The 15,722-nt window shown below is 74.5% G+C and carries 13 protein-coding genes; 4 read left to right on the top strand and 9 right to left on the bottom strand.

Features of this window, described 5'->3' with window-relative positions:
* Positions 1-12 precede the first annotated feature (12 nt).
* Complete coding sequence (locus tag ACYQ02_RS06360; RefSeq protein WP_460039604.1) at positions 13-336, bottom strand: hypothetical protein; 324 nt, start codon at positions 334-336, stop codon at positions 13-15.
* Between the two features lie 16 nt (positions 337-352).
* Positions 353-2,098, bottom strand: coding sequence for a hypothetical protein (locus ACYQ02_RS06355; protein ID WP_460039603.1), 1,746 nt, complete (start codon positions 2,096-2,098; stop codon positions 353-355).
* Positions 2,099-2,275: 177 nt separating this feature from the next.
* Here ACYQ02_RS06355 and ACYQ02_RS06350 point away from each other — a divergent pair, with 177 nt between their 5' ends.
* Positions 2,276-3,046 (top strand): DUF2249 domain-containing protein, encoded by a 771-nt coding sequence (locus ACYQ02_RS06350; protein ID WP_460039602.1) that lies wholly within the window; start codon positions 2,276-2,278, stop codon positions 3,044-3,046.
* A gap of 160 nt (positions 3,047-3,206) precedes the next feature.
* Here the strand turns inward: ACYQ02_RS06350 and ACYQ02_RS06345 are convergent, their stop codons facing one another.
* The 3 genes from ACYQ02_RS06345 to ACYQ02_RS06335 all read right to left on the bottom strand — a co-directional run bounded on the left by ACYQ02_RS06345 (position 3,207) and on the right by ACYQ02_RS06335 (position 5,504).
* Complete coding sequence (locus tag ACYQ02_RS06345) at positions 3,207-3,524, bottom strand: metal-sulfur cluster assembly factor (RefSeq protein WP_460039601.1); 318 nt, start codon at positions 3,522-3,524, stop codon at positions 3,207-3,209.
* A 28-nt stretch (positions 3,525-3,552) separates the two neighbouring features.
* Complete coding sequence (locus ACYQ02_RS06340; RefSeq protein ID WP_460039600.1) at positions 3,553-5,196, bottom strand: hypothetical protein; 1,644 nt, start codon at positions 5,194-5,196, stop codon at positions 3,553-3,555.
* A 101-nt stretch (positions 5,197-5,297) separates the two neighbouring features.
* Positions 5,298-5,504, bottom strand: a complete 207-nt coding sequence (locus ACYQ02_RS06335; protein WP_460039599.1) for a hypothetical protein — start codon at positions 5,502-5,504, stop codon at positions 5,298-5,300.
* A 556-nt stretch (positions 5,505-6,060) separates the two neighbouring features.
* Between ACYQ02_RS06335 and ACYQ02_RS06330 the strand changes: the two genes are divergently transcribed.
* Together ACYQ02_RS06330 and ACYQ02_RS06325 are read left to right on the top strand one after the other, a co-directional pair.
* Positions 6,061-6,438: a PH domain-containing protein gene (locus tag ACYQ02_RS06330; protein WP_460039598.1), complete on the top strand. Its 378-nt coding sequence runs from the start codon at positions 6,061-6,063 to the stop codon at positions 6,436-6,438.
* A 97-nt stretch (positions 6,439-6,535) separates the two neighbouring features.
* Positions 6,536-8,161 (top strand): aldehyde dehydrogenase family protein, encoded by a 1,626-nt coding sequence (locus ACYQ02_RS06325; protein WP_460039597.1) that lies wholly within the window; start codon positions 6,536-6,538, stop codon positions 8,159-8,161.
* A gap of 49 nt (positions 8,162-8,210) precedes the next feature.
* Here the strand turns inward: ACYQ02_RS06325 and ACYQ02_RS06320 are convergent, their stop codons facing one another.
* From ACYQ02_RS06320 to ACYQ02_RS06310, 3 genes are read right to left on the bottom strand one after another with little or no spacing between them, the layout of a single operon-like run.
* Positions 8,211-8,648, bottom strand: coding sequence for a DUF2267 domain-containing protein (locus ACYQ02_RS06320; protein ID WP_460039596.1), 438 nt, complete (start codon positions 8,646-8,648; stop codon positions 8,211-8,213).
* Positions 8,649-8,700: 52 nt separating this feature from the next.
* Positions 8,701-9,876, bottom strand: a complete 1,176-nt coding sequence (locus ACYQ02_RS06315) for a 2-oxoacid:ferredoxin oxidoreductase subunit beta (protein ID WP_460039595.1) — start codon at positions 9,874-9,876, stop codon at positions 8,701-8,703.
* Complete coding sequence (locus ACYQ02_RS06310) at positions 9,869-11,743, bottom strand: 2-oxoacid:acceptor oxidoreductase subunit alpha (protein ID WP_460039594.1); 1,875 nt, start codon at positions 11,741-11,743, stop codon at positions 9,869-9,871. Before ACYQ02_RS06310 ends, ACYQ02_RS06315 begins: the two co-directional genes overlap by 8 nt.
* 164 nt (positions 11,744-11,907) lie before the next feature.
* Between ACYQ02_RS06310 and ACYQ02_RS06305 the strand changes: the two genes are divergently transcribed.
* Positions 11,908-13,509 (top strand): MDR family MFS transporter, encoded by a 1,602-nt coding sequence (locus tag ACYQ02_RS06305; RefSeq protein ID WP_460039593.1) that lies wholly within the window; start codon positions 11,908-11,910, stop codon positions 13,507-13,509.
* Positions 13,510-13,532: 23 nt separating this feature from the next.
* Here ACYQ02_RS06305 and ACYQ02_RS06300 read toward each other — a convergent pair whose 3' ends face one another.
* Positions 13,533-15,500, bottom strand: coding sequence for an acetate--CoA ligase (locus tag ACYQ02_RS06300; protein ID WP_460039592.1), 1,968 nt, complete (start codon positions 15,498-15,500; stop codon positions 13,533-13,535).
* Positions 15,501-15,722: the final 222 nt, after the last annotated feature.

Raw genomic sequence — 15,722 nt, 5'->3', positions numbered from 1 at the left:
GTTCCTCCCGTATCAGCCATCGCCGTCCCGATGCCGGTGGGTGGCGCCCGTCAGCGCGTGCAGCAGACCGTTGAGCCGCTGGGCTTCCCGGGGATACCCGTGGCGCAGCAGGGACCACCCCTGGGCGGCCATCATGCAAGCCCGCTCCGTCTCGCCGGCCGCCGCCAGTTCCCGCAGGGCTTGGACGAACAGGCGGACCAGCGGCGGCACCACCGCAGGGTCGACCTCGCGGGTTGGCCCCTCCACACCCCGGCCGGACGGGGCGGGCGCCGCCGGCCGGTTCCCGCCAGCCTGGAAGAACAACCGATCCACCCCCACATCGAACCCGCTCCCCATGGCGATCCCGCTCCCTTCAACCCGCGGTGCCCGCGCCGCCCCGCTGGATGAGGAACCGGAAGTACCGCCAGGGCCAGATCCGGCGCCGTTCCCGGAACAGCAGCCGGTGGCCGTGGACCTCGAGCCACCCGGGAAGCTCCCACCAGGAGATGGGGTCCGAGCTCAGCAGCTCCAGCACTTCCCCCGGTGCCATGGCGGCCAGGGCCTCATCCACATGGACGAACCCGGCGCAGCCACTGCCGCGCCGGTCCAGCCGCCGCACGGCCCCCGGGGTGGTCGAACCGGCTTCACCCCGCCGGCCCGCGGCGACGGTCCGCGCCGGGTTGGGGGCAGGGGACGGGACGGTGGCAGGCGACCATCCGCCCGCCGTTGCCGGGGCCGGTTCGGTGCGCCGGCGCCGGCTGCGGCCGCCCGCTGCCGCAGCGGGACCGGCCAGTTCTTCCAGGTCACACATCCCCTTGATGGGAGAGCAGGCGCGCCAGAGGGGACAGGTGATGAAGATGACGAACAGGGCCGCCACCAGGCCGAGCTTCACCAGGGCCAGCCGGCCGACGAAGTTGACGGTCCAGGCCAGAGGGTTCCACCCGGCGTAGGCGGCGGCCTGGGCGATACCGGTCAACATCAGCAGCGGCAAGAAGACCCGCACCCGCTGGCGGAAGCGCTCCAGCTGGGTCGCCGAGGCGGCCACGGTGGCGAAGGCCAGCTCGTCCCGGGCGGCCGGCACGGCGACGAAGATGTTCCACACGGCGCCGCCCAGCCAGAGGCCGAAGGCTCCCAGGTGGAGGGGGCGCAGGACCCAGGCGGGCCACCAGGGGCCGAAGGTCAGGGCGGCGTCCAGCAGAGCCATGCCGGCGAGAAGCCCGGTGGCGGTGGCCAGGACGGCCAGGGCCTGCCGCCGCGCGGCGACGGCCTCGCCGTCGGGCCGGCTCAACAGGGCCAGGGTCGCGGTGACCAGGCCGGCGTGCAGCGCCACGACCACCAGCCACAAGCCCAGCCAGCCGCGGGTGGCCGCCAGGGGTCCCATCCAGGCGGTCCAGACGCCGCCGCCCGCCAGGGCCACCGCCAGGCCGCCGGCGGCCAGGGGCCGGTAGTGGCGCGCCTGGGCGGCGGCCAGCCGGGCCACGGCCGCGGGCTGGGTGTCCTGGGGGACGACGAACCGGGACCACCACATGCAGCCGCCGGCCAGGATCCCGAGCCCCACCAGGCCGCTCCAGCGGGGGACGACGAGCCACGGCGGAACCCCTTGCATGCGCAGGGTCAGGTAGACGCCGACCAGGGACGCCAGGCTGATCACCGTCAGGGCGACGCGCGGCAAAAGATAGCGGCGGTTGACGTACCGGGCCAGCAGCGAATCGGCCGTCTCGGCGCCCGCCGCCGGCGTCGCGGTGGAGGCCGCCGCCTCCGGCCGGCTGCCCGCACCGGCGGGAGCAGCGGCGGCCGGCCCGCCCGCCGGCACCGCGGGCTGGCCGGTTCGTCCCGGCTGGGGGCTGCCCGGGGAGGACGGTCCGGTTGCAGGCGGGATCCCGGTGGCGCCCTGCGGCAGCCGGCCGTCCGAACCGTTCTGAAAGCGGCCGCCCGCGGCGTCCTGAATCCCGCCGCCCGCGCCGTCCTGCGTCCGACGGGTGGCGCCGGCCGCACCGGTCCCGGCCGGCCCGGTGCCGGTCCCGATGGTCTGGGCGGCAGGGACCCCCGCCCCTTCGGGGGGACGGGGCGGTTCGACGGAGCGCCGGACGGCTCCGGGGATCTGGGTGGGGAGCGGCATCGTCCGTCACCTCCGTAACACCTTGCACCCCTACCGTGATCCATTCCCGCGCCCCGGGCTGTGACGGCCGTCACCAGTGGCGGCCGGTGCCCTGACGGGCGGCTGGCCGGCGGGTGACGGGGGTCACAGCGGCAGGTGCCCCATGTCGGGCACCATCGCCCTGAGGAGGTGGGGATCATGTTCTTCCGCAAGGGGCGAGGATCCGGGCCGGGCGATGGGACCGGCGGCGCCCGCCAGGCGCCCGGCACCGCCGGGGCGCGGCCTGCAGGGACCGGCGCCGGGGAGGCCGGGCGGCGCCTGCCGCCGGCGCCGGCCGAGCCGTCGCTGCGGCTGGACAACCGGGGGCTGCAGCCCCCCGAGCCCATGGTGCGGATCCTCTCCGCCCTGGACCAGCTGCAGCCGGGGCAGGTGCTGGAGGCCCACAACGACCGGCGTCCCATGTTCTTGCTGCCCCACCTGGACGAACGCGGCTACCAGTACGCCATGGCCGATCAGGACGACGGCTCGGTGATCATCCGCATCTGGAAGCCGGCCGATGGCGCGGGTCCCGCGGCCCCCGCCGGCGAGGGGAAGGCGGGGCCGGCCGCCGGGGACGGCGACCCGGGCGTGGCCGGTGCAACGGCCGTCGAAACGGAGACGGAGGAACCGGCGGCGGCCGCGGCGGCCCGGCCCCCGGCCGATCCGGCGGCGGCGCCTCCCGGACCGGCGGCGGTCGAGCCCCTGGTCATGGACGTGCGGCCCTATTTCGCCCGGCGGCAGGAGCCCTTCCGGGACATCATGGCCAACGTGGCGCGCCTGAAGCCGGGCCAGCCCTTCGTGCTGATCGTGGGCTTCGAGCCGGTGCCCCTCTACTGGGTGATGAAGCGCAAGGGCTTCGAGCACCGGGCGGAGCGGGACCCCGACGGCGCCTGGCGGGTGATCTTCTGGCGGCCCGAAGGCGGCCGGTGACCGGCCCGATGGAGCCCGGGGCGGCCGCCGGGTGCCGGTGGCGGTGCCGGGCCCCGCGTGATGGCGATGGGCGGGCGGTGGGCGGCGCGAACAAGCCAGGCGCCCTGGCCGGAAGGGCCAGGGCGCCCGCCGTTCCGTTGGCCTTCGCACCGCCTTGCCGTCAGCCCTCCAGGAGCCCGAAGAAGCGCTTGGCCCGGTCGCTCATCATGTCCGGCGTCCAGGGCGGCGACCAGACCACGGTCACGTCGACCTCCTTGACCCCGGGGACCGCCAGGGCCCGTTCCCGCGTCCCCTCCTGCAGGTAGTTGGTGGCCGGGCAGCCCGGGGTCGTCATGGTCATCACGATGTCGACCTTGCCGTCGTCCACGGTGATGCCGTAGATCAGGCCCAGATCGACGATGTTGAACCCCAGCTCGGGGTCGATCACGTCCATGAGCGCCTCGCGGATGTCCTCTTCGGTGACCACGGGATCCGCCATGGTGTTCACCTCCCTCGGGATCGCTCCCTCAGCGGGATCGCTCCTCTTCGCCGGCCTTCCCCGCGGGCCGGGGCGCGCCGGCGGCCGGCACGGACCCCCGGCCTCCGGCCGGCGGGGCAGGGATCGGCCCCTGCACGGGCGCCGGGCCGGTGGCGCTGCCAGCCGCCGGGCCGGCCGGGGTGCCGGCCACGGTGCCGGCTGCCATGCGGGCCTTGAGCCACGGGGGAGGAACCGGCGCCACCTGGGGCTTCGGCTCGGCCCGGCGCGCCCGCCAGAGTTCCAGGGCGATGGCCAGCGTGCTCAACAAGGTCAGGGCGGTCATCAGCCGCCAGAGGTCGCCCGCCCGGGCCAGGAGCGCCCCGGTGGCCACCGCCACCGCGGCGAAGTACAGCCAGAACCAGGGCTGCGCCCGCGGCTCGTGGACCAGGTCCTGCACCCGGACGGCCGGGCCGCGCCCGAGCCGCGGGCCGAACTTCTCCAGCCAGGTGAGGAAGGGGACGATCTTGTAGAGCTGGGTCAGGCCCAGGCCGGACAGCCAGCCGAAGAGCAGCAGGTAGGCCAGGGTGGGGGCCAGACCGGCCAGGCGGCCGGTCAGCGCCCCGGCGGCCATCAGCAGGACACCGGCACCCAGCGCCACAAAGGCCAGGGGCGCGTAGCGGGCGTTGAGCTCGAGACCCTGGCGCCGGCGCTGCCGATAGAGCCGGGTCATGTCCCAGAGGTAGAGGAACACGCCCGCCCCGGCGGCGATCCAGCCCACCGCCGCCACCTGGGCCAGGACTGCGGCGGGGCGGCTCCCCGCCCCCAAGGCGGCGGGCGCCGCCGGCGCCAACGGGTCGACCGGCCCGGCCGGCGGGGCCGTGCCCTCCACCAGCAGGTGGGCGAGCCCCGCAAACCAGGCCAGGATCAGGCCCGTTGCGCTCAGGCGCAGGACCCAGCGGCCCACGGGGCCGCGTTCCTCCGGCGCCAGGGTGAACATGCTGAGCAGCTTGTAGGCGACCCCCATGGCGGTCAGGGTGAACCAGCCGCCGATCCCCGCCGCCATGTGCAGCGGGAGGCCCCGGCCCAGCAGTTGGGCCATCAGGGATCGCGGCAGGCGTCCGGCGGCCTCGGGGAAGGCCAGGAGCAGGGCCAGGGTGACCCCCAGGGCCCCGGTCAGGAGCAGGAAGACCAGGCCGGCGGCGACGAAACGGGCCGGCAGCACCAGCGGCCGCGCCCGCCAGAGGCCGATGGCCAGGTTGACCGCCGCCGTGGCGAAACCGGCCAGGACCAGGGTGCCTCCCGCGGGGAGGGCCGCGGCCAGGGGCCCATTGCTGCCGCCCGGCCCGCCCGCGGCACCGGCCAGGGCGGTGGCCAGGGGCCCGCCGGCCAGCGCGAGGAACCCGGTCACCATGCCCACAAGCCCGGTGACGATCAGCCCCAGGGCCCAGGCGGCCGCCGTGTCGCTGGCCAGGGAGCGCTCGGTGATGACCGGCACGAATTGCTGCAGGGCGCCGAGGATGAGCAAGCTCAGCCAGCCGATGGTCAGGAGGTGGACCACGGCCAGGGTGGTGGGGCCGGCGACGGCCCGCACCGGATCGGCCCACCCCACGGCCAGGATGGCCTGAGCCGCCGCGAAGGAGATCAGGGCGGCCGTGAAGTAGGCCAGGGTCCAACGGGAGACGCGCACGCCCATCGGGAATGCCTCCCCTCGCGGCGCCGTTGTGGCGCGACCTCGCCTCTAGGGTAGGCGACGGCGGCGCCGGCCGGCGGTGACGGCCGTCACAGGGAGGGGCGTCAATCCCCGGCGGGGTCCCCGGTGGGGCCGGGGTCGTCGTCCAGCGGTCCCCAGCGCAGGGCGTCCAGTTCCTCCACGGTGCCGTCGTCCCAGCGGACGACGACCACCGGCATCAGGCAAGCGGGGTTGGTGCGGACGGCCAGCACCAGGCCGCGCCGGTTGGGGTCGTCGGGGTGGGCGACCCGTTGACCCGGCCGGATCGTCACGGGCAGGACCTCCTTTCATGACCGCCGCCCGCTGGGCTCCGCCTGGCTGGGCCCGCCGGCAATGGCCCCCTGGGCGCGGGCTGCGCCGGCCGTCATCGGCGGCGCCCGGCCGTATAAGGTTTGGTAGCGGGCCAGGGCGACCCGTTGGGACCGCTTCGTGCCCGGGGTCGCCGGCGCTGCGCGGTGTTGCCCGGACCGCGGGCTGTTGCCCGGGGGCGGGTGCTGGAGCCCACGGGTCCCACCGCGCAGGCCTTGGTGACGAGCGCCCGGCCGTGTTACCCGGGGCGCGGGCGCAGGGGTCCACCGGTTCCTTCCGGTTCCTTGTCGCCCCCGGACCCTTTTGCCGGCGGGGTCCCGTCCCCCTGCCGGCCGGCACGAGGGAGGCGGCCGGCGGGACCCATCCCGGGTCCGGCCAGGCCGGGTTGGCGCGGGTTGCGGCCGGTCGGGCCCGGTCAACCGGCCGGCCCACCGGCCTGCCGGGTGGCGGGCGGAGCCGCGGCCGCCGCACCGCCGGGGGAGGACGTCCGTCGAGGATGGCCGCCAGGGGGGATGACCCGTGAGCTGGATCGGCCGCATGATGGGCCATGCCGGCGAGGCGGACCTGGAGCGCGTCCAGCGGGAGTACCAGATCCTGCTGGCCGAAGGCGAGCGGATCGAGGCGGCGTACCAGGTGATCCGGGATCTCTTCCTATTCACCAACAAGCGGCTCATCCTGGTCGACAAGCAGGGGCTGACGGGCAAGAAGGTGGAGTACCTCTCCATCCCGTACCGGAGCATCAACCGGTTTGCGGTGGAGACGGCGGGCCATCTGGACCTGGAGGCGGAGCTGAAGATCTGGCTGGCCGGGAGCCGCGAGCCGCTGGTCAAGACCTTCCACCGCGATCTGGACATCTACTACGTTCAGCGCCTGCTGGCGACCTACGTGCTCCGCTGAGCCGTGTGGCGCCGGGCGCGGCAGGCCCCGGTTCCGGCACGGCCACCCTCCACCCGCGGCGCGGCGTACGAACAGCTATGGGCATGGGGGGATGCGTATGCAGGCAAGGGGACCGGAAGGGGGGCCCGCCGGGCTGACCGCCCGGGCGGTGCCCTCCGCCCAAGGGACGGCGGCCGGCTCCGGTGCGGCCGCGGCGGCCCTGCCCGCCGCAGGCGCCGGGCGGCCCCAGGACGAAAGGCCGGCCGGCGCCCAGCCGGGTTCGTCCGGGTGGACGCCGGTGTCGGAGATCCCGGCCGTGGTGGCCCGCGCCCGGGCGGCCTTCCCCGCCTGGGCCCAGCTGCCGGTGCGGGAGCGGGCCGCCTGCGTGGCGCGGCTGCGGCGGTACATCGTGCGCCACCGGGACGAACTGGCCCGGGTGATCAGCACCGGGACGGGCAAGCCGCTGGTGGAGGCCCTGACCCACGACCTGCTCACCACGGCCGACGCCCTCAAGTCGGCGGAGAAGCTGGCGCCGCGGGTGCTGCGCCGCCAGCGCCAGCCCATGTCGCTGCTGTTGTTCGGCAAGGTGCCCTACGTCGAGCGGAAGCCCTACGGCTGCGTGCTGGTGGTCGCCCCCTGGAACTATCCCTTCAACCTGGCGGTCGTCCCGGCGGCGACGGCCCTGCTGGCCGGGAACACGGTGATCCTGAAGCCCTCGGAGGTGACCCCCGAGGTCAGCCGGGCCATCGAGGAGGCCTTCTTCATGGCCGGCTTCCCGCCGGGGGTGATCCAGGTCGTCCACGGCGGGCCGGAGGTGGGCCAGGCCCTCCTGGACGAGGGGCCCGATTTCATCTTCTTCACCGGCAGCACCGCCACGGGCCGGCGCATCGCCACGGCCGCCGCCCAGCGCCTGACCCCCAGCGTCCTGGAGCTGGGCGGCAAGGACCCGATGATCGTCTTCCCCGACGCGGACCTGCGCCGGGCGGCCCAGGCGGCGGTCTGGGGCTCGCTGGCCAACTGCGGGCAGACCTGCATCGGCGTGGAGCGGATCTACGTCCATGCCGCGGTGAAGGACCGGTTCCTCCAGCTGGTCCTGGACGAACTGGCCCGCCTGCGCCGGGCCGAGCCCGAGGGGGTGGGGGACGATCCCGCCCGGGTGGCGATGGACCCCGACCTGGACCTGGGCCTGATGACCACGCCGCGCCAGGTGCAGATCGTCCGGGAGCACGTGCAGGACGCCCTGGCCCGGGGCGCCCGGGCCCTGACGCCCGTGCCCGCCTTCGAGGGCCGGTTCGTCCCGCCCATCGTGCTGGTCGACGTGGACCCCGACGCCCGGGTCATGCGGGAGGAGACCTTCGGGCCGGTCATCGCGGTGGCCGAATTCCGCTCGCCCGACGAGGCGCTGCGGCTGGCCAACGACTCGCCCTTCGGCCTGGGGGCCAGCGTCTGGACCCGCAACGGCCGGCTGGCGCGGGAGATGGCCTCCCGGCTGCAAGCCGGCGGCGTGTGCATCAACGACGTGATCATCCACTTCGCCCATCCCGCCCTGCCCTTCGGCGGGGTGAAGGAGAGCGGATGGGGGGCCTACCACGGCCGGGCCGGGCTGGAGGCCTTCACCTATCCCTCGGCCGTGCTGGTGGAACCCGGCTGGCTGCCGGGCAAGCTGGTCTCCCGGCTGCTCTGGTACCCGTACCGGCGCAAGTACAAGCTCTTCTCGTGGCTCATGCGGATCTTCTGCGGATGAACCGGCCGGGGCCGGGCGGCCGGCGCGGCCTGGGAGATCGGCCGGCCGCTCAACCGGCCTCCCACCAGTCGCGGATCTCCGGCGGCAGCGCCGCCGCCACCTGCTGGGCGGTGGCGGGGTCCAGGTGGTGTTTGAGGGCCCCGAAGACCGCTTGCATGCGGGTGGCGGCGTCGTCGTCCATGTAGGCGGCCACCAGGTCGAGGCCGCCCACGGTCTGGTCGTAACCGTACTCGGTGTCCATCCGGTTGACCAGCCGGCCGACGAACACCTCCCGGTCGATCAACGGGTCGGGCTGCTGGGGGGCCCGGCCCAGTTCGGCGGCCAGCTCGGGCGGCAGGGCGCGGGCCAGGGCGCGGGCGCCCTCCTGCCCGAGGACCTCCGCCAGGCTCTGCAACGTCATGCGGGTGACCGTCGCCGCCTCGTCCAGGGAGCCCAGGCGGCCCCGCTGCTGCACGTCGCGGTAGATGGCCTCGGCCTCGCCGGGCACGGCCATGACCTCCTTCCCTTGAAACGCAGGCCTGCAAACGCAGGTCTGCGGGTCAGACGAAGGCCTGCTTGAGCCGTTCCAGCCCCTCGGCGCCCAGTTCGTCCAGGGGCCGCTCGACGATGGGCGGGCGGCCGGCCAGGCCGGGCACCCGCTCCTCATAGGGCTCGGACTTGTCGTTGCGCCAGAGGATCCCGATGGGGATCCGGTCGCCCCACTCGTTGCACTTGGCCCACGCCGCTTCGGGGTCCGTGGGGTCGTGGCCCTCCTCGTCCACCGAGTAGGCCCGCTCGGCGTACCAGTCGTAGGTGTTCAGCTTGTTGAAGGTGACGCAGGGCTGGAGCACGTCGACCAGGGCGTAGCCGCGGTGGCGGATGGCGGCGGCGATGATGTCCGCCAGCTGGTTGGGCTGCCCTGCGAAGCCGCGGGCGATGAAGCTGGCCCCGGCGGCAAAGGCCACCCGCGTCGGCAGCACCGGGTCCTCGGGGGCGCCCGTGGGCGAGGTGGTCGTCTTGAAGCCCCGGTGGCTGGTGGGCGAGTACTGGCCCTTGGTGAGGGCGTAGATCTGGTTGTTCTCGACGATGTCCACCAGGTCCACGTTGCGGCGCATGGTGTGCAGCCAGTGGTTGCCGCCGATGCCGTAGCCGTCGCCGTCCCCGTGGACCACGATGACGTGGAGCTTGGGGTTGGCCAGCTTGATGCCCGTGGCCACCGCCAGCGGCCGGCCGTGGATCGTCATGAAGCCGTTGGCGTTGATGTAGTCGGGCAGCTTGGAGCCGCAGCCGATGCCGGAGACGATCATCACCTCGTGGGGCCAGATCTCCAGGTCGACCAGTGCCTTCTTGATGGCCGTGAGGATGCCGAAGTCCCCGCAGCCGGGGCACCAGGTGGGCCGGTGGTCGCTGGCGTAGGCCTTGACGGAGAGCTTCTCCGCCCGGTCCGCCACGGCCGCGCGGGCCGCCGTGCGGCCGCCGCCGGCCGCCGGCCGGGCACCGCCCAGGCCGGCGCCGGTGCCCCCGGCCTCCCCGCCGCGGAAGGCACGGGCCGGCACCGCCTCGCCGTTCACCTGGACGGTGGCGGCGCCGTCCCGGCCGGTGCCCTGGTCCGGGTCGACCCGCTGGGTCTTGCCCATCCCGGCCCCATGGGGCGAGGCGGGTCGCTTCACGGCGCCGTGGAAGTCGTTCTGGGCCGGGCCCGTGGCGCCGGCCCGGGGGCGGTTGTCCTCAGGCATGGACGGGCACCTCCCCTTCGATTTGGGTCAGGATCTCCTGGGGCGCGATGGGCCGCCCGTCGAACTTGTTCACCGTGGCGTGGACCTCGAAGCCCGTCATCATCCGCAGCAAGCGGGCGAACTGGCTCGTGTAGTTCTGCTCGACCGCCACGGCCCGGCGGATCTTGGGCAGCTCGGCCAGGGTCTGCTCCACCGGGAAGGGCCAGAGATCGCTGAAGTGCAGGAGGTTGAGGCGGGCCCCCTCGCCCTTGTCGCGGTTGAACAGGTCCACCGCCTCCCGGCACGGCCCGTAGGTGGAACCCCAGCAGATCAGGGTCAGGTCGGCGTCGTCCGGACCGTACCAGGTGGGCCCGCGCATCTCCGTCTGGGCCGTGTCCAGCTTGCGCATGCGCTTCTCCATCTGCTGGCGCCGGTTGCGGATCTCCTCGCTGATGTGGCCCTCCTCGTCGTGCTCGTCGGTGGTGATGGCGTAGACGGCCTTGGGGTGGCCCGGGATCGCCCGGGGCGAGATGCCGTCGTCGGTGTCCTTGTAACGCAGGTAGGGGCCGTCCAGCCGGTCCAGCTGCTCGTGGGTCAGGGTGGTGGCCCGGTCGTGGCGGACGTCGTCCCAGCGGAAGGTGTCCAGGTCCACCGAGCGCAGGTGGTTCGACAGGAACTGGTCCAGCAGGACGATGACCGGCGTCTGGTAGTGCTCGGCGAAGTTGAAGGCCCGCACCGCCGCCTCGAAGCACTGGTCGACGGTCCCCGGCGCCAGGACGATCCGGGGGAACTCGCCCTGGGAGGCATGGATGGCGAAGAGCAAATCGCCCTGCTCGGTGCGGGTCGGCAGGCCCGTGGACGGGCCGCCGCGCTGGGAGACCACCAGCACCACCGGCACCTCCACCATCCCGGCCATGCCCAGGGCCTCGACCATCAGGGAGAAGCCGCCGCCGGAGGTGGTGATCATGCTGCGGGCGCCCACGTGGCCGGCCCCGATGGCCATGCAGATGGCGGCGATCTCATCCTCGGCGTGCTTGGTGACGATGCCCAGCTCGTCGGCGTGGGCCACCATCCATTCGAACAGGCTGGTGCCGGGGGTCATGGGGTAGGCGGCGACGAACCGGCAACCGGCGGCCACGGCCCCCAGGGCGAAGGCGTGGTTGCCGTGCAACACCATGCGCTGGGGGCGGCCGCCCGGGTCGGGCAGGGTGTAGGGGAAGTCGCCCGCCGCGTCCCGGGCCAGCTTCCACCCTTCCCGCACGACCTTGAGGTTGGCCTCCACCACCCGGTCGCCCTTGCTGGCGAAGTTCTCCTTGATCACCGACTCCAGGTACTCGACGTTGTAGTTCATCAGGCCCGCCGCGGCGCCCAGGGCGGCGGTGTTCATCATCACCTTGCTGCCGTGCTTCTTGGCGACCTCGCCGAGGGGCAGGGGCACGGGCCGGACGTGGTGCCGGCGCAGCTCCTCGGCGTCCACGTGGCGGAACTCCTCGTCGTAGATCACCGCGGCGTGGGGCGCCAGGTTGTCCAGGTGGATCTTGATCGTCTCCTCCGTCAGGCCGATCAGGACGTGGACCGGGTCGGCGTGGGAGTAGAGGGGGCGGTCGGCCACCCGGATCTGATAGAAGTTGTGCCCGCCGCGGATCCGCGACCGGTAGTCCGTGATGCTGAAGACGTGCAGGCCGCTGCGCGCCAGGGCCTTGGTGAAACCGGCGCCGCTGGACTCCACCCCCTGGCCGGCGTCGCCGCCGATGGTGATGCTGATGTCCAGCGTCCGGGCCCCCGGCGCGCCGGTGGCGTGGCCCCGGGGCGCCGCGGCCAGGGCGGCACCGGCCCGGCGGGCCAGCGCGTGGCCGTTATGCTGGGATTGGTCGTGACCGGCGGACATGGGCAACCCTCCCCAATGCGGTGGCAATGGTCAGGATGCCGAAACGGGGGGTGTTTATACCCGCGGCGGCGCCGCCGGGCCGGGGTGGCCGCCAGGGGGGCTGCCGGGCCGGGGCCGGCGTCAGGGGGGCTGCCGGACGGCGCGGTTGCCAGGGGGACGCCTGGGTGGGGCCTCCCATTGGTCCTGGGGAACCCTTCGGCTACCATGGGGTGGAGACAGCCGGCCGGGTCCGCGCCGGTGGCGGAACCGGTTGCGGCAGGGCCGGCGGAGAGGAGACGGAGCGGGTGTTGACCCCGGCCTTCTGGGCCCTCGCCGCGGGGCGGTTCATCAGCGCCCTGGGCGACGGCTTCTTCTTCCCCTTCATCGCGGTGTTCCTCCAGCGGGTGCACGGCCTTCCGCCCGAACAGGTGGGTCTCATCATGAGCACCGCCGGCCTGTTCTCCCTGGCGGCCCGGATGCCGTCGGGCTGGTTTGCCGACCGCTTTGGCTTCAAGCCGGTGGTGGTGACGGGCCTGGCGGGTGCCGGGGTGGCGGTGATCCTGGCGGGATGGGCGCCGGGGCCCTGGGCCTTCGCCCTGTGCTACGCCCTGATGAGCGCCATGGTCTGGGGATCCTTCCCCGCCCTGCTCCACGGGGCGGGGCTGATGGTGCCGGCGCGGCGCCGGGAGGAAGCCTACAGCATCCTGAACCTGCTCTCCAACGCGGGCATCGCCATCGGGCCGGTGCTGGGGACGTACGTGGTGGAACGGGACATCCAGCTGATCTTCCTCCTGGACGGCCTCTCCTTCCTGGCCTTTGCGGCCATCGTGGCCCGGTGGGTACCGGCCTTGCGGGAGGCGGGGGCGGAAGGGGCGGCGGGGCCGGCGGCGGGGCCGGCGGCATCCCCCGGCGCGGGCGCGCGGGAGGGTGCGGCCCGCCGGACGAACCCGGCCCGGGCCGGCGGCAGGCTGCTCCGCTCGGCGCTGAGGGGCTTTTTCGCCTTCTTCCCGCCCCTGTCCCACCGGGCTTTCTGGCAGCTGGCGGCCGGCGCCCTGGCGATGAACCTGATCTACAGCCAGATGGGGTCGAACCTGCCCCTGGACCTGAACCGGCGCTTCGGCCCGGTGAGCTGGTACGGCTGGCTGTGGACGCTGAACGGGGCGATGATCGCCCTGCTGCAGTACCCGGCCACCCGCTGGCTGCAGCGGTACGACCCCCGCCCGCGGCGGGTGGCGGCGGCGCTGCTCTACGCCGCGGCGGTCCTGCTGATCCTGGTGGCCAAGCCCGTCGTCCCCTTCCTGGTGGCCTTCGCCGTCCTGACGGCGGGGGAGATCGTGTTCACGCCGCTGTTGCAGGCGGGGGTGGCGGCCATGGCGCCGCCGGGCCAGGGCGGCCGGTACCAGGCGGCGGCTAGCCTGCTCTTCGGCATGGGTTGGACCCTGGGGCCGGCCGTGGGCGGGGCCCTTCTGGGGTACGGCGGCCCCTGGCTCCTCTGGCCCGCCATGGCCGCCCTGGGCGTGGTGGCGGCCGTGGTCTTCGGGGCGGGGGCCCTCCGTGCCGGGACCGGCGCAGGCCGGGCCCGCGGGCCCGGGGCCGGCGCCGGCGAAGGCCGGAAAGCGGCGGGCCGCACCGCCCTGCAGCGCCCGCCGGCTCCCACCCCGCTGCCGGGGAGGTCGCCGGTGCCGGCGGGATCCCCGGGGCCGGCGGAAACGCAGGGGCCTGCCGGCCCGGCGGCGCCGGCCGGGCCGGCCCCGCCGGCCGGGTCGACGGGACCGGCGGCCCGGTAGGGCGCGGGGGGCGGGGGACGGGCTCAGGACCCCACGCCCTCGCCGCCGGCCGGGCCGCCCAGACTGGCCCGCATGGCCTGCCAGGCCTGGCGGGCCTGTTCCACCGCCCCCTCATCCTCGATGGTCGAGATGTCGCCGGGGTCGCGATCCAGGACCACCGCCTTGAGCACCCGGCGCATGATCTTGCCGCTGCGGGTCTTGGGCAAGAGGGGCACGAAGTGGACGTCCCCGATGACGGCCACCGGGCCCAGATGGCGGCGGACCGTGGCCACCAGCTCCTCCCGCAGGGCCGGCGACGGGTCGTGCCCCTTCTTCAGCACGATGAAGGCGACGATCACCTCACCCCGCACGGGATCGGGCCGGGCGGTCACCCCGGCCTCGGCCACGGCCGGGTGCCGCAGGAAGGCCGTCTCCACCTCGATGGTGCCGATGCGGTGGCCCGCGATCTTGATCAACTCGTCGGAGCGGCCGCTGAACCAAACGTACCCGTCCTCGTCCATGGCGGCCGCGTCGCCGGTGAAGTAGACGCCGGGGATCCGGCCCCAGTAGTCGCCCGCGTAGCGCTCCGGGTCCCCCCACAGGGTGGCCGTGAGCCCCGGGAAGGGGCGGGTGATCACCAGCACGCCCTTCTCCCCCGGGCCGCACGGTGCGCCGTCGGGGGTTCGCACCTCCACCTGGCGGCCGGGCAGGGCGATGCCGCCCGATCCCGGCTTGATGGGCAGCAGGCCAAGGCCGTAGGGGTTGCCGATCACCGGGGCGCCCGTCTCCGTCTGCCACCAGTGGTCGATCACCGGCACCCGGCCGCCGAAGACCTGATTCTGCAGCCAGTCCCAGGCCGGCGGGTTCAGCACCTCGCCGGCGCAGAAGACCCGTTCCACCGCGTCCAGGTCGAACCGGCGGGCCGGCTCGGCGCCATAGGCCATCAGCATCCGCACCGCCGTGGGGGCGGTGAAGAGGCCCGTCACCCGGTTCTCCTCCAGGATCCGGTAGAAGGTCTCGGGGCCGGGGTAGTCCAGGGCGCCCTCATAGGCGATGGTGGTGCACCCCACCAGGAGCGGCGCGTAGACGATGTAGCCGTGGCCCACGATCCAGCCGATGTCGGAGGTCGACCACCACACGTCGCCGGGCCGCAGGCCGAAGGCCATGGTGGCCGCGTTGTAGACGCCCACCTGGTAAGCCCCCTGGCTGTGGACCACCAGCTTGGGCTGGGCCGTGGTGCCCGAGGTGGCCAGGATGAAGGCGGGCTCGTTGGCCTCCATGACCTCCACGTCGGGCGAGCCGTCGGCGGCGAAGGCGAGGAACGCCTCCCAGGTCATGTCCCGGCCGGCTCGCAAGGGCAGGGGGCGGCCGCTGCGGGCCAGCACCACGGCCCGCTCCACCGGGCAGCCGGGGCTTTCCAGGGCGGCCTGGGCCAGCTGCCAGAGGTCGACTGCCCGGCCCTTGCGCCAGGTCACGTCGGCCGTCACCAGGACCCGGGCCCCCGCCAGCTGGAGGCGCTGGGCCAGGGCCGCGCTGCCGAACCCGGCGAAGACGACCAGGTGGATGGCGCCGATCCGCGCGCAGGCCAGCATGGTGGCGATGGCCTCCGGGATCGTGGGCATGTAGATGGCCACCCGGTCCCCCCGCTGGACGCCCAGCCCCCGCAAGGCCGCCGCCACCCGCCGGACCTGGTGCGCCAGCTGGGCATAGGTGAAGACCTGCCGCTCGCCCCGCTCGTTCAGGGCGATGAGGGCCGCGTGGCCGCCCCAGTCCCGCTCCAGGTGGACGTCCAGGGCGTTGTAGGCCAGGTTCGTCAACCCCCCGACGAACCAGCGGAAGGAAGGCGGCTCGGGCTGGAAGACCCGGTCCCACAGGCGGAACCACGGCAACCGGCGGGCCTCCCGGGCCCAGAACCCCTCCCAGTCCTCCCGTCCTTCTTCGACCCGCCGCCACACCAGCGGGTTGAGCCCTGCAAGCCCGGCCGCCGCCGGGCCGGCCGGCATCCCGTCCATGACGCTCCCCCCTGCCGGAGGACCGGCCCGCGCCCCCTGCCGCCGCGGGCCCGGGGCCGGCGGAAGGCCGGCTGGGCCGGCTGGGCGGCCGTGGTCGGTCGCCGGCGGCCGCTGGCGGCCGGCTGGGCCCGGCCGCCGGGCACGGCGGCCGTGGCGCCTCTTGGCCGCCGGCCGGCCGAGGGGTGGTCCCGGTCCCCCGAGAGTCCGCACGTCCTGGGGCGC

It is taken from the genome of Thermaerobacter litoralis (genome assembly GCF_054654595.1).
The sequence above is the reverse complement of the archived record's forward strand: the minus strand, read 5'-3'. Positions and strand labels throughout refer to the sequence as shown.